This window comes from Ideonella sp., from assembly GCF_041914305.1.
Classification (GTDB): Bacteria; Pseudomonadota; Gammaproteobacteria; order Burkholderiales; family Burkholderiaceae_C; genus Ideonella.
Genome location: NZ_JAYSDQ010000004.1, coordinates 44,023 through 62,070, shown reverse-complemented (window position 1 = coordinate 62,070; position 18,048 = coordinate 44,023). Strand labels below are relative to the sequence as shown.

16 protein-coding genes are annotated in these 18,048 nt (G+C 70.7%); 8 read left to right on the top strand and 8 right to left on the bottom strand.

Annotated features, from left to right (window positions below; genetic code table 11):
* The first annotated feature begins 29 nt into the window (after positions 1 to 29).
* Positions 30 to 917: a LysR family transcriptional regulator gene (locus ACE3SG_RS06745; protein ID WP_374563444.1), complete on the top strand. Its 888-nt coding sequence runs from the start codon at positions 30 to 32 to the stop codon at positions 915 to 917.
* Positions 918 to 955: 38 nt separating this feature from the next.
* Here the strand turns inward: ACE3SG_RS06745 and amrS are convergent, their stop codons facing one another.
* Positions 956 to 2,047, bottom strand: a complete 1,092-nt coding sequence (amrS, locus tag ACE3SG_RS06740; protein ID WP_374563442.1) for an AmmeMemoRadiSam system radical SAM enzyme — start codon at positions 2,045 to 2,047, stop codon at positions 956 to 958.
* On the bottom strand, positions 2,044 to 3,453 hold the full coding sequence (amrB, locus tag ACE3SG_RS06735) for an AmmeMemoRadiSam system protein B (protein WP_374563440.1): 1,410 nt from the start codon (positions 3,451 to 3,453) through the stop codon (positions 2,044 to 2,046). Before amrB ends, amrS begins: the two co-directional genes overlap by 4 nt.
* A 224-nt stretch (positions 3,454 to 3,677) precedes the next feature.
* Between amrB and ACE3SG_RS06730 the strand changes: the two genes are divergently transcribed.
* Positions 3,678 to 4,133 carry a hypothetical protein gene (locus tag ACE3SG_RS06730; protein ID WP_374563438.1) on the top strand — a complete coding sequence of 152 codons (456 nt, stop codon included), beginning with the start codon at positions 3,678 to 3,680 and terminating at the stop codon, positions 4,131 to 4,133.
* A gap of 18 nt (positions 4,134 to 4,151) precedes the next feature.
* Here ACE3SG_RS06730 and pulA read toward each other — a convergent pair whose 3' ends face one another.
* Both pulA and ACE3SG_RS06720 read right to left on the bottom strand, forming a co-directional pair.
* On the bottom strand, positions 4,152 to 7,679 hold the full coding sequence (gene pulA / locus ACE3SG_RS06725) for a pullulanase-type alpha-1,6-glucosidase (protein ID WP_374563436.1): 3,528 nt from the start codon (positions 7,677 to 7,679) through the stop codon (positions 4,152 to 4,154).
* A 170-nt stretch (positions 7,680 to 7,849) separates the two neighbouring features.
* The gene (locus ACE3SG_RS06720; protein ID WP_374563434.1) at positions 7,850 to 8,272 is read right to left on the bottom strand and encodes a DUF6249 domain-containing protein; all 423 of its coding nucleotides are present in this window, start codon (positions 8,270 to 8,272) and stop codon (positions 7,850 to 7,852) included.
* Positions 8,273 to 8,434: 162 nt separating this feature from the next.
* On the opposite strand from ACE3SG_RS06720, the gene ACE3SG_RS06715 reads away from it, so the two are divergent.
* On the top strand, positions 8,435 to 9,040 hold the full coding sequence (locus tag ACE3SG_RS06715) for an RNA polymerase sigma factor (RefSeq protein WP_374563432.1): 606 nt from the start codon (positions 8,435 to 8,437) through the stop codon (positions 9,038 to 9,040).
* 16 nt (positions 9,041 to 9,056) lie between these two features.
* Positions 9,057 to 9,497: a hypothetical protein gene (locus tag ACE3SG_RS06710; protein WP_374563430.1), complete on the top strand. Its 441-nt coding sequence runs from the start codon at positions 9,057 to 9,059 to the stop codon at positions 9,495 to 9,497.
* An 18-nt stretch (positions 9,498 to 9,515) separates the two neighbouring features.
* On the opposite strand, the gene ACE3SG_RS06705 is transcribed toward ACE3SG_RS06710, so the two are convergent.
* A complete protein-coding gene (locus tag ACE3SG_RS06705) occupies positions 9,516 to 10,661 on the bottom strand; it encodes an MBL fold metallo-hydrolase (RefSeq protein ID WP_374563428.1) in 1,146 nt (381 codons plus the stop codon).
* Positions 10,662 to 10,736: 75 nt separating this feature from the next.
* Between ACE3SG_RS06705 and ACE3SG_RS06700 the strand changes: the two genes are divergently transcribed.
* From ACE3SG_RS06700 to ACE3SG_RS06685, 4 genes are all read left to right on the top strand, one after another.
* Positions 10,737 to 11,858, top strand: coding sequence for an aromatic ring-hydroxylating dioxygenase subunit alpha (locus ACE3SG_RS06700; RefSeq protein WP_374563427.1), 1,122 nt, complete (start codon positions 10,737 to 10,739; stop codon positions 11,856 to 11,858).
* Positions 11,859 to 12,056: 198 nt separating this feature from the next.
* On the top strand, positions 12,057 to 12,656 hold the full coding sequence (locus ACE3SG_RS06695) for an RNA polymerase sigma factor (RefSeq protein ID WP_374563425.1): 600 nt from the start codon (positions 12,057 to 12,059) through the stop codon (positions 12,654 to 12,656).
* Entirely contained in the window at positions 12,653 to 13,213 is a 561-nt protein-coding gene (locus ACE3SG_RS06690) for a hypothetical protein (RefSeq protein WP_374563423.1), read from the top strand. Before ACE3SG_RS06695 ends, ACE3SG_RS06690 begins: the two co-directional genes overlap by 4 nt.
* A 28-nt stretch (positions 13,214 to 13,241) precedes the next feature.
* On the top strand, positions 13,242 to 14,486 hold the full coding sequence (locus tag ACE3SG_RS06685) for a hypothetical protein (protein ID WP_374563421.1): 1,245 nt from the start codon (positions 13,242 to 13,244) through the stop codon (positions 14,484 to 14,486).
* Between the two features lie 31 nt (positions 14,487 to 14,517).
* Here ACE3SG_RS06685 and ACE3SG_RS06680 read toward each other — a convergent pair whose 3' ends face one another.
* From ACE3SG_RS06680 to ACE3SG_RS06670, 3 genes are read right to left on the bottom strand one after another with little or no spacing between them, the layout of a single operon-like run.
* Positions 14,518 to 15,624 (bottom strand): patatin-like phospholipase family protein, encoded by a 1,107-nt coding sequence (locus ACE3SG_RS06680; RefSeq protein ID WP_374563419.1) that lies wholly within the window; start codon positions 15,622 to 15,624, stop codon positions 14,518 to 14,520.
* A gap of 22 nt (positions 15,625 to 15,646) precedes the next feature.
* A complete protein-coding gene (locus ACE3SG_RS06675) occupies positions 15,647 to 16,360 on the bottom strand; it encodes a 2OG-Fe(II) oxygenase (RefSeq protein ID WP_374563417.1) in 714 nt (237 codons plus the stop codon).
* 37 nt (positions 16,361 to 16,397) lie between these two features.
* Positions 16,398 to 17,816, bottom strand: a complete 1,419-nt coding sequence (locus tag ACE3SG_RS06670; protein ID WP_374563415.1) for a S8 family peptidase — start codon at positions 17,814 to 17,816, stop codon at positions 16,398 to 16,400.
* Between the last annotated feature and the right edge of the window lie 232 nt (positions 17,817 to 18,048).

The following is an 18,048-nucleotide window of genomic DNA, read 5'->3' as shown; positions in this document are numbered from 1 at the left end:
GACGCAGGGCCCTGGCGCGACTGCCGCGGATGGAGCTCTACCAGATCCGCTACTTCCTGGCCGTGGCCGAGACGCTGAACTTCACCCGCGCGTCCGAGCGCGCGTTCGTCTCGCAGCCGGCGCTGACCAAGGCGATCCAGCGGCTCGAAGAGGCCATCGGCGGCCGCCTGTTCGACCGCACCAAGAGCTCGGTCCAGCTGACCGAGCTGGGCCGCGCGATGCTGCCGAACTTCCGCCAGATCTTCGACACCGCGCAGGCCACGCGAGAGCAGGCGCGGCGCCTGACGCGCGAGCAGCACGAGGTGGTGAAGGTGGGCGTGATGTGCACGATCGACTTTCACCAGGTGCTGCCCGGCTTCATCGAGAGCCAGGACCGGCACGCGATCGAGCTGAGCTTTCGCGAGGGCAACCTCGAGGCGCTGACCGACGAACTGGACCGCGGCGAGGTCGACCTGGGCATCATGTGCAGCCCTTACGAAACGCCGCGCCGTTTCAAGGCCACGCCGCTGTTTCGCGAGGACTACGTGGTGGCGATCGGCGACGACCACCGCTTCGGCGGCCGCGCGACGATCGAGATGGCCGAGCTTGACCGCGAGCGCTACTGCGAACGCACCTACTGCGAGTTTTCGAGCTACATCGAGCGCCTGCTCGACGAGCGCAACGTGCGGCTCGAGGTGGTGCAGCAGTCGCACCGCGAAGACTGGATCCAGGCCTTCGTGCGCTCGAACTTCGGCGTGGCGTTCATGCCGCAGTCGATCGCCGATGCGGCGGGGCTGGCGCACGTGCGCACGGCCGATTGCCCGATCGTGCGCGAGGTCAAGGTGCTGGTGCAGGCCGAGCGGCCGGTGAGCCCGGCACAGCAGGCGGTGATCGATTCACTCGCTGGTCACACCTGGCCGCTGCAAGCGGTCAGCTGATCAGGTCTGGCCGCTGCGGCTGACGATGTGATCCGGCGTCAGCTGGCCACGCGCAGCGGCACGCGGCGCGCGCCGAAGCCGCGCGTGAAGCGGCTGAAGCGGCCGGCGATCACGGTGCCGCAGTGGGGGCAGGTGCCGCGCTCGTCGAGCTCGCAGCGCAGCACGTCGTACCAGTCACGCTCGATCAACGCCGCGTGGCAGCCGGGGCAGAAGGTGGTGCCGCCGGTGCGGTCGTGCACGTTGCCGGTGTAGACGTGGTGCAGCCCCTGCGCCAGCGCGATGGCGCGGGCGCGGGTCAGCGTGGCGGTGGGCGTGGGCGCCACGTCGGTCATCTTGTAGTCGGGGTGGAAGGCGGTGAAGTGCAGCGGCACGTCGGGGCCCAGGTGCTCGGCGATCCAGCGGCTCATCGCTTCGAGTTCCTCGCTCGAATCGTTCAGCCCGGGGATCAGCAGTGTGGTGATCTCGAACCAGCAGCCGGTCTCGTGCTTCAGGTACTGCAGCGTGTCGAGCACCGGTGCGAGGTGGGCGCCGGTCTGCTGGAAATAGAAGTCTTCGGTGAAGCCCTTCAGGTCGACGTTGGCGGCGTCCATGTGGGCGTAGAACTCGCGCCGCGGCTCGGCGTGGATGTAGCCCGCCGTCACTGCGACGGTGGCCACGCCGCGCGCGTGGCAGGCCTGGGCCACGTCGATCGCGTACTCGGCAAAGATCACCGGGTCGTTGTAGGTGAAGGCCACGCTCTTGCAGCCGGTCTCGGCCGCGACCTCGGCAATGCGCTCGGGCGAGGCGGCGTCCATCAGCCGGTCCATCTCGCGGCTTTTCGAGATGTCCCAGTTCTGGCAGAACTTGCAGGCCAGGTTGCAGCCGGCGGTGCCGAACGAGAACACGCTGGAGCCGGGGTGAAAGTGGTTCAGCGGTTTCTTCTCGATCGGGTCGATGCAAAAGCCCGAGCTGCGGCCGTAGGTGGTGAGCACCATCGCATCGCCGACGCGCTGGCGCACGAAGCACAGGCCGCGCTGGCCTTCGTGCAGGCGGCAGTCGCGCGGGCACAGGTCGCACTGGATGCGGCCATCGTCGAGCCGGTGCCACCAGCGGCCCGGGTGGGTGGCTTCGGGCACGGTGTCGGGCTTCATGCGCGGCCCTCGAAGTAGCGCACCTCGAAGCGTTCGAGGCGCAGGTCGTCGGCCCAGAAGTGGCTGCGCAGGCCGGCCTTGTGTTTCAGTGCCTCGAGAAAGGCGCCGGGCGTCGGCAACTGGTCCCAGACCTGCGGCAGCAGCACCGCGCGGTGGTGGCGCCAGCTCAGCACCAGGCCGTCGGTGCCTGGGCGCATGGCGGCCAGGGCTTCGGCCTCGTCGCGCGCCGGCAGCGGCTGCAAGGGGCTGAGCAGCGAGACCTCGACCCGCAGGCCGGGCCATTCGTCGGCCGCCAGCGGCGGGAAGCGGCTGTCGTGGAAAGCCGCGGCGAGGGCGTTGGCACGCAGCGCCTCGCGCAGCGTCTGCTCGGTGTCGAGCCGGCCCACGCAGCCGCGCAGGTCGCCGTCGGCGCTGTGCAGGCTGACAAAGCAGGCCAGCGGGGTGTCGAGCGCCGGGTGCGGCGGCTCGGCGATCGGCGGCTCGCCCAGCGCCTGGGCGATCGCGTTGCGGGCGACCGCGAAGGCCGCGGCGCCGAGGGCGTGGTCGACGTCGGCCGCGGCGTTGTCGGCGCGCGCTGGCTCGGGGTCGGGTGGGGCGTCGAACGCCAGCGCCGCGTAGCCGACGACGCGGCGGCGGTCGCCGGCGGTGTCGCCCGAGTTGCGCAGGTCGAGCAGGCGCGGGCGCAGGCCGTGGTGGCGGGCCACGCGCAGTGCGCCGTTGAGCGCGCGGGCGCCGCAGGCCTCGTCGGGCTCCAGCGTGCCGTCCTGCGCCAACAGGCGCTCGACGGTGGCTTCGTCGCAGCGGCGCGCGTCGTCGTAGCGCAGGTAGTGCGACAGGTCGCTGCTGATCAGCACCAGCGTCTCGTCGCCGCCCCACAGGCGCTCCAGCACCTCGGCCACCTCGGCCGGGCGGGCGTCGCCGACGACCAGCGGCACCAGCGCAAAGTCGTGGCCCAGCACCTGTTGCAAGAAGGGCAACTGCACCTCGAGCGAATGCTCTTGCGCGTGGGCGAGGTTGCTGCGCTCAACCTGCGGCAGATCGTCCAGGCGGGCCAGCGCGGCGGTGTCCAGCGGCACGGCGCCGAGCGGGCTGTCGAAGGCGGTGATGCCGGCGGCCGGGGCTGCCAGGCCGCGCACCGGCACCCGGTGGGCCGGGCCCAGCAGCACGACGCGGCGGATGCGCCCGTGCCGCGCGGCGGCGGCCAGCGTGGCGTAGGCGCTGGCGGCGACCGGGCCGGAGTAGACCGTGCCCGCATGCGGCACCACCAGCAGCTTGGGCGGGCGACCGCTCGGGTCGGGCAGCGCCGGCCGGGCCAAAGCGAAGCACCGCGCGATCTCGTCGCGCAAGGCCTGTGGCTCGGCCGGGTAGAACGAACCGGCCACGGCGGGAAGGCGGGTCGTGGGCATGGGCGCAGCGGCTTCAGTCTGGTCAGTGTGTCGCGCACGCCGGAAGTTCAGTTTGTTGCGCGTCAAAGCATCACGCGGCAGCGGGGATTCGCGGCGCCGTGTCGGCGGCGGCGGCCGTGGCCGCGTTGGGGCTTGACCATGGGCACGATGCCCGCGCCGGCGCCCGGGTCGGCCGGCGGACACGCGATACTGCCCCGACCGAGCCCGTGCCCCGACGCCCCACCGTGTTCCGACGCCTGCCCTGCCTGATCCTGCCCGCCGTGTGCCTGACCACCGCGCCTGCCCACGCGGCGGGCACGGATGCCGATGCCCTGTTCTTCAAGCGCGCGGCGTCGTGCGTGGCGGTGCTGGAGCGCGACGCGACCGAGATGGCCGGCCGCTACAAGGCCGGCGACCGCAGCGTCAAACCGGCCCTGGTGCGCCTGACCGAGCAGGGTTTCACGTTCATCGGCAAGGCCTACCTGCGCGGCCTGCGCAAGCCCGAGGCCGACCGCTTGATCGACGAGGCGCACGCGGCGCAGAAGGCGATGCCGGCCGACGCGCTGGGGCAGCTGTCGGCCGGTTGCCGGGCCGAAGGCGCCAAGCTCTACGCCGACGCCAACGGCTTCGAGCAAATGGTGGTGTCGAACCGCGCCAAGGCCCGGGTCGACAAGCTCCTGGCGCCGAAGAAGCCGGGCTGAGGCGCCCGGCTCCGGGTTTCAGTTCACGACGAAGACCACCGCGGTGCGGGCGGGCACGGTGACCGTGCCGGTGCCGGCGTCGAAGCTCGCTTCGGCCGCGCGCTTGTCGGCGGCGTTGGGCGACTGGTGCACCGGGTGCAGCTGGAAGGCCTGGCCCTTCAGTGCGTCGGCCGAGACGCTGTGCGCGACCTTGTCGACGTTGACGAAGTAGGCGAGCTTCTGGAAGTTGGCGCCGGCGTAGCCGCTGCCGTTGAGCAGTGCGGCGAGCACCGTGGCCTCCTGGCCCGAGCCGGTGTTCAAGAAGGTGAGGCGGGCCTTGATGTCGTCGGCCGTGCGCAGGCGCAGCAGCGTCGAGCTCTGGCGGATCTTCAGCAGGTCGCGGAAGACGTCGCGCGTCCAGCCGATCTCGTCGCTCGTCGGCTTGATCAGCGGGTTGGCCAGGCGCGGCTGGATCATCGACCACTCGTTGCCGTTGTCGCGCTGCATCGGCAGGCCGACGCCGAAGTTGTTGTCGGTGTAGCTCCAGTCGAGCTTGTTGAACCAGTCGCCCGAGTCGTAGCTGTTGCGGTCCATCGACTTGCTGCGCTCGGTGTCGACGCCGGCGTGGAAGTACGCGACACCTTGGGCGAAGGTGTTCAGCGCCGCGCCCAGCATCTGCACGCGGGCCCGGTCTTGCTTGCTGGTGGCCAGCGGCAGGCGGTAGGCGTTGATGTCGAAGAAGGTCTGGTTGTCGTGGTTCTCGAAGTAGTTCACCACCTCGGCCGGGTCGATCACCCAGCCGGCCGGGATGCCGCCGACGTTGATCTGCTCGAGCGGCAGCGTGGCGTCCCAGTGGGTGGTCAGCGGGTAGCTGCGGATCGAGCCGGCCAAGGCCGCCTTGATCACGTCGCCCTGCCACATCAGGTCGGTCTTCGAGCGGCCGCCGCCCAAGTCGTTGGGGTCGTACCAGAGGCCGTTCACATAACCTTGCGACGAGACGAGGCTGGTGCCCGAATCGCAGCAGCCGCCGCCGCGCACCGCGTCGCGGATCAGCGGGTTGAAGCTGCCGATGCCGCTGCCGTTGAGCGACAGCATCTCGGCCTGCACGAAGCGCTGGCCGTTGGCCACTTCGCCGAAGTTCCAGCCTTCGCCCAGCAGCTGCACGTCGCGGCCGGCGGCGGCCTTGACCTTGGCCTTCAGCTCTTCCATCACGCTGCGCGGCTGGTGCCCCATGATGTCGAAGCGGAACGAGCTGACGTGGTAGTCGCGGGCCCAGGTGATGACCGAGTCGATCATCAGCTTGCCCATCATGTGGTTCTCGGTCGCGGTGTTTTCGCAGCAGGTCGAGTGCTCGATGTTGCCGGCCGCGTCGAGCCGGTGGTAGTAGCCCGGCACGACCTTGTCGAGCACCGAGTGGTCGTTCTGGCCCGACGCGCTGGTGTGGTTGTAGACCACGTCCATGCCCACGCGCAGCCCGGCCGCGTTGAGCGCCTTGACCATGCGGCGGAACTCGATGATGCGGGTCGCGCCGTTGGTGACCGCGCTGGCGAACGAGCCTTCGGGCGCGGTGAAGTGGTAGGGGTCGTAGCCCCAGTTGAAGCAGTCGCTGCCAGCGGTGGCGGCCACGGTGGCCTGCTGGTCGGGTGAGTCGGGGGCGCCGCTGGGCGTGGGCGTGACGCAGCCCTTCTCGGGCACGCTGGCCAGGTCGAACGAGGGCAGCAGGTGCACGTCGGTCAGGCCGGCGGCGGCGAGCGCCTTCAGGTGCTTCATGCCGTTCGAGTGGCTGTCGGTGAAGGCCAGGTACTTGCCGCGGTGGGCCGCGGGCACCGTCGAGTCGTTGGCCGAGAAGTCGCGCACGTGCAGCTCGTAGATCGACATGTCGGGCGACACGCTGACCGTCTCGGGCGGGTGGCTGGCGTCCCAGCCGGCGGGCTTGAAGCGCTCGCTGTTCAGGTCGGCCACGTAGCTGCGGCGGCTGTCGCCCGACAGGCTGAGCGAATACGGGTCGGTGACGAGGTTGCGCACCACGCCGACGCCGCGCGCGAACACGCGCACGCCGAAGCGGTAGTAGGCGCTCGACAGGTCGCCAGGCTTGGTCAGGCTCCACACGCCGGTGGTGGGGTCGAAGCTCATCGCGTCGGCGCTGAGCGCGGGGTCGGCGCCGTTGGGGTACAGGTACAGCGCGACCTGCTGGGCCGTGGGCGCCCAGAGCTTGAAGGTGGTCGCGCCGTGGGCCACGGTGGCGCCGAGGTCGGGCACCGCGTAGGCCGCGGCGTAGAGGTCGTCGAGCGCGCCGGCGAGCTGGCCGGTGGTGGCGTTCTGCACCTTGCCGTTCGCGTCTTCTTGCACCAGCACCAGCTGTTTCGTGTGCAGCGAGGGCAGCAGCGCGAGGTCGGCGTCGCGCACCGAGAAGACCGAGCCGTTGCCGACGTACTTGAAGCGCAGCGCTGCGTCGGGCGGCACCTGGCCGCTGAAGGCGTCGAGCGTGATGAAACCATCGGCGCCGCTCACGGCCTGGTCTTTCGCGACCACGATCTGGCCGGTGGCCGAGTGATAGAGCTTGACCACGCCGGCGGTGTTGACGCGCGGCCACTTGATCAGCTGTTTGGTCAGCCACACGGCGCGCGCGTCGGCGGTCGACACCGAGCGCAGGTCGGGCGGGGCGATGTAGATCGTCGCGTCTTGCTCGATCAGCCAGATCTGGCCGACCTGGTTGGCGATGTTCAGCCCCGCGTAGTCCACATGGATGTTGTTCGGCCGGCCGTCCTTGTCGTTCTGGTTCGGGGCCATGCCGTGGATGATGAATTCCAACGACGTCTTGCTTGAATCATTTTTCGGGTTGATGACCGGGATGTCGAACACCACCTCGCCGCTGCCCAGCGTGTAGCCCGGCATCAGGTTGAAGGCGACGGGGGCGTCCCAGTTCTCGATCGCCACGCCGGGCAGGCGTGAGGCGTCGAGCCCGCTGCCGTTCCACAGGTGCAAGCCCCAGGCGGCGTAGTCGTTCGCGTAGCGCAGGTAGTGCACGCGCACGGTGGTGAGATCTGGCGGGCCGCTGTCGAACGGGTTCTTCAGGTAGGTGGTCGCGTCGTTCTCGATACGCCAGATCTCGTTGGCCGCGCCCTGCACCAGCTGGTAGTTCTGGTCGGCGCCGCCGTGGTCCTTGGTGTCGCCTTTGTGGAAGAGGTAGCCGACGTTGCCGGAGTCGGCGACCAGCGGCACGTCGTAGACGTTGCCGAAGCTGTCGCTGCCGCTGGCGTTCCAGCCGTTGTTCCAGCCCGGGTCTTGCGCGGCGCCCCAGGTGTGGATCTGCCAGCCGTCGTAGTCGGCGGCGGCGCGGTGGTAGTGCACCTTCAGCGTGGTGGCGGCGGTGGCGGCCTGCGCGCTGCGGCGCGCGTCGGGCACGGCGACCAGCACCGCTTGCGCCTCGGCGCTGTTGGCCGCGGCCAGGCTCGCATCGTCGGCCGGCGCCTCGCCGGACCCGCCGCACGCAGCGACCAATGCCACCACGCCGGCCATCGCCACCTGCCGCGTCTTGCGCAGCCAACCCCACCACATCGCATCCATGTCGATCTCCAAGACGAACGACGGACCGGCCCCTGGGCTGGGGCCGGTTCGAACAGGCGCGATGCTAGTGAAGTAAAACTACATTGACGACTTGGGATTTACCCGGCGAGTTTTGTGTAGTTTTGCTGTAGTTGTGCTGAGATCGGCAATGATTGTGTAGTCAGAGTACATCAGCGCGGCGCTGGTGTTGACGCGACGCGGCGCGATTCGATGCCGTAGAAGATCAGGTTGGCCAAGCCGAAGCCCACCGGGATCAGCGCCCAGGTCGCGCTTTCGATGCTGCTGTTGAGCGCCATCGCGATGCCAATGCCCAGGCCGACCAGCAGCCAGATCAGGCCGCGCCGCAGGTAGTCGGCAGTGCCCAGCGTGCGCGCTTCGCGCGCGCCGTTGCCGAAGATGGCATCGGGCAGCGGCGGGACCTCCATGCCCCGCTCGATCGCCAGCAGGCGCTCCTTGTGGTGCAGTTCGAAGATGTCGCGCTTCTTGCGGTAGTCGATCCACAGGGCCAGCATGCCGATGCCGACGCCCATGACAATGCCGACGATGGGAATCATGAAGGGCATGATGTTCTTGAGTTCGGCGATGTCGTGCATGAGGTCCTCGGTGGCTGTTGATGGGCTGGGTTCCGTCTTGATACCGCCGGGTTCGCCGCGAGGTTTCAGCCGGCCCGCGAAATATTCTTTGAACAGGTTTGAAACCGTGGCCGGGTGGGCGGGGTACCAAGGCCCATGCCCCTGGATGCGCCACCTCAGCTGATGAACTTGCCGCTGAACTCGGACGCCAGCGCGGCCGCGCGGCGCGACCGGGACATCGTCGAGTTGCTGGCGGCCGGCGCCGCCGAGGCCGCCTTCGAGCGGCTGGCCGCGCGCTACTCGCCGAAGGTCTACCGGTTGTGCCTGGCGATGCTGCGTGAACCGGCGCGGGCCGAAGAGGCGGCACAAGACAGCCTGCTGCGTGCCTGGCGGGCGCTGGCGGGGTATCGGCCCGCGGCCGGTGCCTTGTCGACCTGGCTGTATGCGATCACCCGCAACCGTTGCCTGACGCTGATCGAACGCAGCGGGCCGATCACAGCGTCGCTGGCCGATGAGGCGGTGCAGGCTGAAGCCACCGAGATCGCCGCGGCCGCCGAACCCGCGGGCGCCGATGCTTACCCGCTGCTGCGCCGCCTGATCGACGCGCTGCCCGAGGCGCAGCGCCTGGCGCTGACGCTGTACTACTACGAAGAGCGCGCGGTGGCCGAAGCCGCGGCGATGCTGGGCCTGCCCGAGGCGACCGTGAAGACCCATTTGCACCGCGGCCGGCAGGCGCTGCGGGCGCGGCTGGCCGAGCAAGGCCTGGCCGACCCGGCGATGTGGCTGTGAGCCTGGAGATGCCGACATGAACCCGAACCCCGCCGACCCCGTGTTCGACCCGCCGCCCGACCCGGCGCTGGATGATGCGCTGAGCCGGGCGTTGCCACCGCCGGCGTTGCCGGCCGGCTTTCACGCCCGGTTGCAGGCGGCGATGGTCGCTGAGGCTGCGCACGACCTGGCGCAGCAGCGCCGCGAACTGGAAGAAGAGCACGCACGCCGGCTGGCCGCGTTGGAGCGGGGCTATGTGCGCCTGAAGCGTGACACGCTGGCGACGGTGATCGCGGCAGCGTTCACCGCCGGCGCCGTGGTGCAGTGGGGCGTGCCTTGGTTGCACGCGACGCTGGGCATCGACCTGTCGTCCCTGGTGCCGCTGCTGGCGCTGGTCATTGGCTTGGCGGTGGGCGCTGGCGTGTGGGTCGAGCGTTTCGGATTCCCACGCGCCTGGCTGCGGCGCCTGCTCGGCTGAGGCGCAGGGCCGGCGGCGTCAGTCCAAGGGCCAGGGCAGCTCGCGCGGCAGCCGCAGCGGCGCGGTCAGGCCGGTGGGCGCGGCGGCGCCGCCGGCATCGACACCGCGCCACCACGGCGTGACGCTGTCGACCCGGCTCGGCTCGACCGGCTCGCCCAGCCTGGGCATCACCAGCGGCACCTGCAGCGCGGCGGCGTGGGCGATCAGCGTCTCGGCGGGTTCGTCCCACGGGTGCAGCGCGAGCGCGAAGGTACCCCAGTGGATCGGCAGGAACGGCCCGCCGCCGAGCAGTTGCCAGGCCTTCAGCGCGTTCTCGGGGCCAAGGTGGATGTCGCCCCACGAGGGGTGGAACGCACCGACCTCGAGCATGATCAGGTCGAAGGGGCCGAGCCGGTCGCGGATGGCTTCGTACTCGGTCGTCAGGCCGGTGTCGCCGCTGAAGAAGACGCGGTGTTTCGCGCTGCGGATCACCATCGACGACCACAGCGTCGCGTTGCGGTCTTTCAACCCGCGGCCGGAGAAATGCTGCGACGGTGCGGCGACGATGTCGAGCTCGCCGCCGGGCAGCGTGAAGCTTTCCCACCAGTCCAGCTCGGTGATGCGCGAGGCCGGCACGCCCCAGGCTTCGAGGTGTGCACCGACGCCGAGCGAGGTGACGATCGGCACCGGCGTGTGGCGCGCGAGCGCGACGACGGTGGGGTAGTCGAGGTGGTCGTAGTGGTCGTGCGAGATCACCACCACGTCGGGCAGCGGCAGCGTCTTCAGCTTGATCGGCACCGGCTGGAACCGCTTGGGGCCGGCAAAGCGCAGCGGCGAGGCGCGCGGGCCCCAGACCGGGTCGGTCAGGACCTTGTAGCCATCGATCTCGACCAGCACCGTCGAGTGGCCGAGCCAGGTGGCGCGCAGGCCGGTGTCGGCCGGCTGTTGCCACAGCGGCAGCGGGTTGACGGTGGGCAGCGGCTGGCTGGGCGCGCGGCGGGCGCCGCCGCACAGGAAGTCGCTCAGGCTCGGGCGGGGGCCGCTGGTGTCGCGCAGGCCGGGCAGCATCGGGTGGCGGTTGCGGAAGCCGCCGCCGCGTTCACCGTCTTGCCACAGCGGCGAGGCGCGCATGCGTTCCAGGCGCAGGCCGCCGCTGCGGTCTGCCCGTTGGCCGAAGGTCTTCATCTGCGGGTGCCTTCCAATCGGGATCGAGGGATTGTGCGTGAGCCGGGCGGTGGGCGCCGGTGCCATCATCGATGCATGAATGCGCCCGGCACCGCTGTGCAGAACCGCTGGCAGGTCCACTCCGACGTGGCGCGTGCCGAAACGCTGGACAAGGCCTTCTACCTCGACCCGGCGGTGCAGGCCCAGCAGCGCGAGCAGCTGTTTGCGCGCAGCTGGCAGTGGCTGGGTGACCTGGCCGACGCGGCGGCGCCCGGCGCGCTGGTGCCGCGCGAGTTGCTGGCCGGTTGCCTGGACGAGCCGCTGCTGTTGTCGCGCGATGCGGCGGGCGCGCTGCGGTGCCTGTCCAACGTCTGCACGCACCGCGGCAACCTGCTGGTGCATGCGCCGTGCGAAGGCGCAAAGCAGATCCGCTGCGGCTACCACTCACGCCGCTTCGAGCTCGATGGCCGGATGGTCTTCATGCCCGAGTTCCAGCAGGCGCTCGGCTTCCCGCGGCCGTGCGACGACCTGCCGCAAGTGCCGCTGCACGATTGGGGTGGCCAGGGCTTCGTCGCGCTCAGTGCGCCGCTGGCGCCGTTCGACGAGGTGTTCGGCCCGTTGCGCGCGCGGCTGGCGTGGTTGCCGTTGCCAACGTTCAAGCTCGACCCGGCGGCGAGCCGCGACTACGAGTTCGACGCGCACTGGGCGCTGTATGTCGAGAACTACCTCGAGGGCCTGCACATCCCGTTCGTGCACCCAGGGCTGACGCAGACCCTGGACCTGGCGCAGTACCGCTACGAGCTGCTGCCGTGGGCCAACCTGCAGCTGGCGGTGGCCCGGCCGGACGAGCCCGCGTTCGAGCTGCCGCCCGAGTCGCCCGACTACTCGCCAGACAAGAGCCAGCGCATCGCGGCCTACTACTACTGGGTGTTCCCGAACCTGATGCTCAACTTCTACCCCTGGGGGCTGTCGGTCAACCAGGTGGTGCCGGTGGGACCGGCGCGCACGCGGGTGCGCTTTCGCTCGTATGTGTGGCGGCCCGCGCTGCAGGGCGCGGGTGCCGGCGGCGCGCTGGACCAGGTCGAGATGGAAGACGAGGCGGTGGTGATGACGGTGCAGCGCGGCCTGCGCTCACGCTTCTACCGGCATGGCCGCTACTCGCCGACGCGTGAGCAAGGTGTTCACCACTTTCATCGTCTCATCGGTGCTGCAATGTGAGCCCCCACGCCCCTTCCAGGGGCTGCCCCCCGAGGGGGCTCGCGCAGCGGACCGGCCAAGCCGGATCCGCGCACGCCACTTGAAGACGGCGGCTCCAAGGGAGCGCCGGTGAATGGGACTCGATCGGTTGATGGCGGAGGACGCCGGGAACTTTTGAGGGCGGTTGCGCCCATCCGGTGAAGCGAACCGCTGCCACCGATGTTGCCCTTCGTGCCCTGGACCATCCGCCCCCGCCCGGCCGCGCCGCCGGCCGGCCTGGCGTGGCTCGACGCGGTGTATCGGCAGGAGAGCGACGCGGTCTACCGCTATGCGCTGGCGCTGTGCGGCGATGCCGCGTTGGCGGCCGATGCGACGCAGGAGGCCTTTGTCGCGCTGGCCCATGCGCCAGAGGCGTTCGACCCCTCGCGCGGCAGCCTCGGCGCTTACCTGGCCGGCATCGCGCGTCACGCGCTGCTGGCGGCGTGGCGGCTGCGCGACCGGCATGTGCTGCTCGACGATGCGGCCGATGACGTGGCCGATGACGACGACGAGGCGCCGCCGCGCCGGGTGGGCGAGGTCGCCGCGGACGGCGAGGCCACGCTGATCGGCGAACAGCGGCTCGAGGCCTTGTGGGCGGCGGTGCGGGCGCTGCCGTGGCCGTTTCGCGAAGCGCTGGTGCTGGTCGACCTGCAGGAGCGGCCGTACGCCGAGGCGGCGCAGATCGCCGGCATCGAGTTGAACACTTTGCGCACGCGGGTCCACCGCGCGCGCCAGCGCCTGGCCCTTGCGCTGCGGCCGGCGACCAGGAGTGAGCCATGAACCCGAATACCGACGCATCGCCCGACGGCGCCGCGCCGCCGCCCGAATGGGCCGGCGCGGTGGCACGGTTGCGCCTCGACCTGGCCGGCGTGCACGCGCCGCCCGCGGTGTGGGCGCGGGTGCGTGGCACGGCGTTGACGCCGTTGGCCCGCGCCCCGGCGGTGCGCCCGGCCGCGGTCCGGCCGGCGATCCCCTGGCCGGCGTTGGCGGTGGGCACGGCGGTGCTGGCGGCGCTGTTGCTGGTCTGGTGGGTCGGCCCCGGTCACCCGCCACCCGTGCGCACACCGGCGGCGGCGCCGGACATGGGCGCCGGCCCGGTCGGCCGCGTGCCGCGCGCCAGCGGCTTCGTGCCGGTGGCGTCGCCCGAGCGTTTTGCCGAGCTGTGGCAAGGCGGTGCGCAGGCCGCGCCGGCCTGGGTCGTGCGCACCGAGTTGCCGCGCGAGCGGCTGGCGGCGCTCGGCCTGCCGTACGACCCCGCGCGCGCCGGCGAGCCGGTGCATGTCGAGCTGTTGATGCACCCGTCCGGCGATGTGCTGGCGGTGCGCCTGACCCGCTGAACCCAACCCCTGGCCCCAGGAGACCCTCATGAACTCTTCGAATCTGTTGCCCCGCCCGCGCTCGGCACTGGCCGCGGCTTGCATGCTGGCGTTGGTGGGCGGCGCGGCCGCTGCGCCCGCCGCCGAGGATGTCGACGCGATCGTGCAGCTCGCGCTGGCCGATGCCGGCGAGGCGATCAACCAGGCCTTCGACTTCGACGAGGCGAGCGTCGGTTTTGCCAGCGACGAGATGGGCAGCGAGCGTGTCGTCAAGGGCGCGCCGTACTGCGCCGATGCGGTGCACGAGTCGGTGCAGACCTTGGCCGACGGCAACCGCATCGTGCGCAGCCAGAAGACGCGCCTGTGCCGTGACGGGGAAGGGCGCACGCGGCAAGAGGTTGAGCGCGGCGAGCGCAAGCTGGTCTGGCTGCGCGACCCGGTGGCCAGGCAGGGCTGGCTGCTGGACCCGCAGCGCAAGACCGCGCGCCGGCTCGGCGCGTTCGGCCACGCGACGTGGTTCAACGATGCGTCGATCGCGGCCGAACATGCCGACCAGTGGCGCGCCTTTGCCGAGCAGGCCCGCGAGCAGGGGCGGGTGATGGCCGAGCAGGCGCGGCAACAGGCGCGCGAGGCGCAGGCGGCGCGCGAGCGCCTGCGTGGCGCCGCAGTTGCTGAACGCACCGCGCAGGCCCAAGCCGCCCAGGCTGCGCAGCCACCTCAGCCGGTGCTGATGGCGCGTGGGCCGGTGGGCGCCGACGGCGACGCGAAGCGGGTGCCCGGCCAGCCGATGGAGATCCAGGTGCTGCGGCTGAACGAGATGCCGCCCGTGCCACCGCCCGGCCAACCGGGCGCGATGAACCTGATGCCGCCACCGCCGCCGCCGATCGTGCGCTGGCAGGCACAGCATGGCGCGTCGCGCGGGCCGGGTGTGCTCAGCTCGCTGGGCAGCAAGGACATCGAGGGTGTGCGCGCCAACGGCGAGCGCACGACCTGGACGATCGAGGCCGGCAAGATCGGCAACGAGAAGCCGATCCAGATCGTGCGCGAAGTCTGGACCTCGCCCGAGCTGCTGCTGACAGTGCAGTCGCGCGACGCCGATCCGCGCACGGCCGAGCGGGTCTACCGCCTGGCGAACCTGAAGCGCGGCGAGCCGGAGGCGGCGTTGATGAAGGTGCCGTCGGACTACACCGTCAGCGGCGCGGCGGCGGTGCCTTCGGTGCCGGCCACACCGGCCGTGCCGGCGGTGCCAGGGGCACGCAAGCCGCCGGCATCGGGCGGCGCGCCGAAGGGGTGACCGCGCGGGGCGCCGGGCGGGGTTGAGTCGGTCAGCGCGGGCTGAGAAAGACCTGGTCGATGTCGACCGTGCCGCGTTGGCCGACCGCCTCGGCGTGTTCGGCCAGCCAGCGCTGGCCCGCGGCGCGGCCGAGCGTGAACAGCGCCTGCAGCAGGCGCGGGTCGGTGTTGAGCTTGCTGCTGGCGTTGTAGGGCGCCAGGCCCTCTTCGTCGGCCACGCGGTGCAGCCGCAGGTCTTTGTAGCGGGTCGGGTCGACCTGGTGGCTGCGCACCAGCTTCTGCACGAACGAGATCGCGCGCAGCTCGGCCGCCAGGCTGGCGTTGAAGGTGATCTCGTTGATGCGGTCGCTGATGTCGGCCGCGGTCACCGGCGTCGCTTCGCGCCGCAGCGGGTTGATCTGCACCAGCAGCAGGTCGTGCGTGGGGGTGCCGTAGATCAGCGGCCACAGGGCAGGGTTGCCGCTGAAGCCGCCGTCCCAGTAGGGCTCGCCGTCGATCGTCACGGCCTGCGCCGACTGTGGCAGGCAGGCCGAGGCCATCAACGCGTCGATGCTGAGGTCGTCGCCGCTGAACACCCGCGGCTGGCCGCTGCGCACCGAGGTGGCGGTGACGAAGACCTGCACCGGCCCGCGGCGCAGCGTGGCTTCGTCGACATGGCGGCGCACGATGTCGCGCAAGGGGCTGAAGTTGAACGGGTTGAGCTGGTACGGGCTCCACAACCGCAGCCAGCCCTCCCACAGCGCGTAGCCCGGCCATTGGTCGCGGTTGAAGGCCCAGGCCGGCGGGGCCTGGCCGGCCACCGCCCCGGGGGGCGGCAGGCTGCCCGGCGCGGGTGCCCAGCAGTCGGTGATGCCGCCGAGCGCGGCCCAGAACGAGGCCAGCCCGGCCCGCGCACCGGCGCGGCCACCTTCGGCGTAACCACAGGCCAGCACGGCCGCGTTCATCGCGCCGGCGCTGGTGCCAGAGACGCCGTCGGGCTGCAGGCGCTCGTCTTCGAGCAGCGCGTCCAGCACGCCCCAGGTGAAGGCGCCGTGCGAGCCGCCGCCTTGCAGCGCGATGTCGAGCGGCCGGGGGCCGGCTGGCGGCTTGCGGGTGCCGGCGGGGCGAGGGCGGGTGCGCGGGCGCGGCGTGGCCGCCATGTCGAGCCGGGCGTGCCCCGCGTCAGCGCGGCAGCGGCCGCGCGCCGTACAGCTGCTCGGCGCGGTTGAGCAGGATCCAGCTGGTCAGGATGTACTTGTCGCCCGAGATCGGCGTGCAGCCGCGGTGGGTGTGGGTGAAGTACGCCGGCGCGATCACCATGCGGCCCGCCTTGGGCTGGATCGCGCGCTGCTGGTAGAAGAACTCGGTGTGCCCACCTTCGGCCACGTCGTTCAGGTAGAACATGAACAGCAGCGTGCGGTGCAGCGCTTCGTTGGCCGGGGCCTCGGGGAAGACCTCGCAGTGCCAGTAGTTGTAGTTGCCGCTGCCGCGGTCGTACTTCTGCGCCTGCACGCCGCCCAGGCGGTACAGCGCGCGCATCAGGTCGGCGGCCTGCGGTGCGGCGACCTCGTCGTAGTTGTCGTGGGTGACGGGCACCGGCTGGCCGGTCTCGGGGTGGGCCAGCGTCAGCGCCATCGGCGCGATCAGCGCGAAGTGGTACTTGCGGAAGTACTGTTCGGCGTAGCGGGTCGTGACCTTCAGGATCTGGCCCAGGTCGTCCTTGAACTCCGGGCGCTGGTTCAGGTAGAGGTCTTGGCTGATCTTCTTGGTCGTGTCGACCCCGCCGCCGGTGCGGCCCGGCACCTTGTGGCGGCTGGCCTCGAAGCGCTCGATGAAGCCTTGGCAGAAGGCCGGGTCGAGCGCGTCGTCGTAGACCTCGATGAAATCGGGGGTCATGGGCCTCGGGCGGGCGCGACGGCGGCGCTGCCGTCGCTCAGGGCGCGACGACCGCAGCCGCCGCCACCGCTGCCGCGGCGTCGACCAGGCCGCCACCGCAACCGCCCTGGCAGTCCATGCTCGGCATCGGCCGTGCACTGCCCTTGAGCAGCATCTGCACCCGGTCGGGGCTCAGGTTCGGGTTGCGGCCCAGCATCAGGGCGATCACCCCGCTGACGTGCGGCGCGGCCATCGAGGTGCCTTGCATGTAGGCCAGCATGTCGCCCGCCGGGCGCTTGGTGCCGGCGTTCAGCAGCGACAGGATGCCGTTCTCGGGCGCCACCTGCATGTCGCCACCGGGCGCGGCCACGGTGATGCGGCGGCCGTAGTTCGAGTAGTAGGCTTTCTTGCCTTCGCGGTCGCTGGCGGCCACCGCCACCACGCCCTGGCAACCGGCCGGGCTGACGCGGGCCACGTCGATGTCGGAGTTGCCGGCCGCAGCCACCACCACCGCACCGGCCTCCCGCACCGCGTTGACCGCACTCTGGAAGGCCTTGCTGCAGGCCGTGACGCTGCCCAGCGACAGGTTGATGACCTTGGCCGGGTGCTGGTTCGTCGGCACGCCCTTCACCGGCAGCCCGGCGGCCCACAGCATGCCGTCGATGATGTCGGAGGTGTAGCCACCGCAGCGGCCGACCACGCGCACCGGCAGCACCTTGGCCCTCGGCGCGATGCCGGTGATGCCGGCGTTGTTGTTGGCCACCGCGGCGATCGTGCCGGCGACGTGGGTGCCGTGCCAGAGGCTGTCTTTCTCGCCCAGCTGGTCGCCACGGCATTGGCCGGTCGTGTACCAGGTGCCTTCGTCCCAGGCGAACGGGTCGCGGCCGTCGCCGTCGCGGGCGATGGAGCGGTTGGAGACGAAGTCGTAGCCCGGCAGCAGGTTGGCCATCAGGTCGATGTGCGGCCGCACGCCGCTGTCGACCACGGCGACCACCACGTTGTTGCCCTTGGACATCGCCCAGGCTTCGGCCAGGTTGATGCCGCCCGGGTATTCGGTCAGGTTCCACTGGGCCGACACGTGCTTGTCGTTCGACAGGCCCATCGGGACCATCACGACATCGGGCTCGACGTAGTCGATGCGCTGGTCGAGCTTGGACAGTTCGTCGGCGACGCGCTGCAGAACTTCGGGCGGCAGGACCTGGTCGAGCGCCAGCACGTCGCCACCGCGGGCCAGCTTGCGCAGGTAGCTCAGGTTGATGCCGTACTTGTTGGCAATCGCGCGGGCCTTGGCGATCAACGCGGGATCGAGCTCGCCATCGTTGCGCAACTTGACGATCAGGCCGGCGCTGAAGGTCGGCATGATTTCTTTGCTGACCTTGCCGCTGCGCGACGCGGCACCTGCCTGCATCGGCAAGGTGACGCTCAGCAAGGCCAACAGGCCTGCCAATGCCCAGGTGCGGCGGGAAGATCGATTCATGACGAAGCTCCGAACTTTTGGCTGGATATGGCTTGGGCGCCCAAGGGTGTTGGGCACCAAGCGGTCCGAGCGGTCAAGCAGATCGTATGCCCGACATTCGCCCCAATCCTCAAGGATCTTCAACGCCCTGAGGGGGTGGCGATGTCGCAATAATCCCGACACGACCGGAGGCCCGGATTGTGCGTCCGGCAAGTTGACCCGAATATGGCGTTTACGCGCCCTTTTGGTGAAT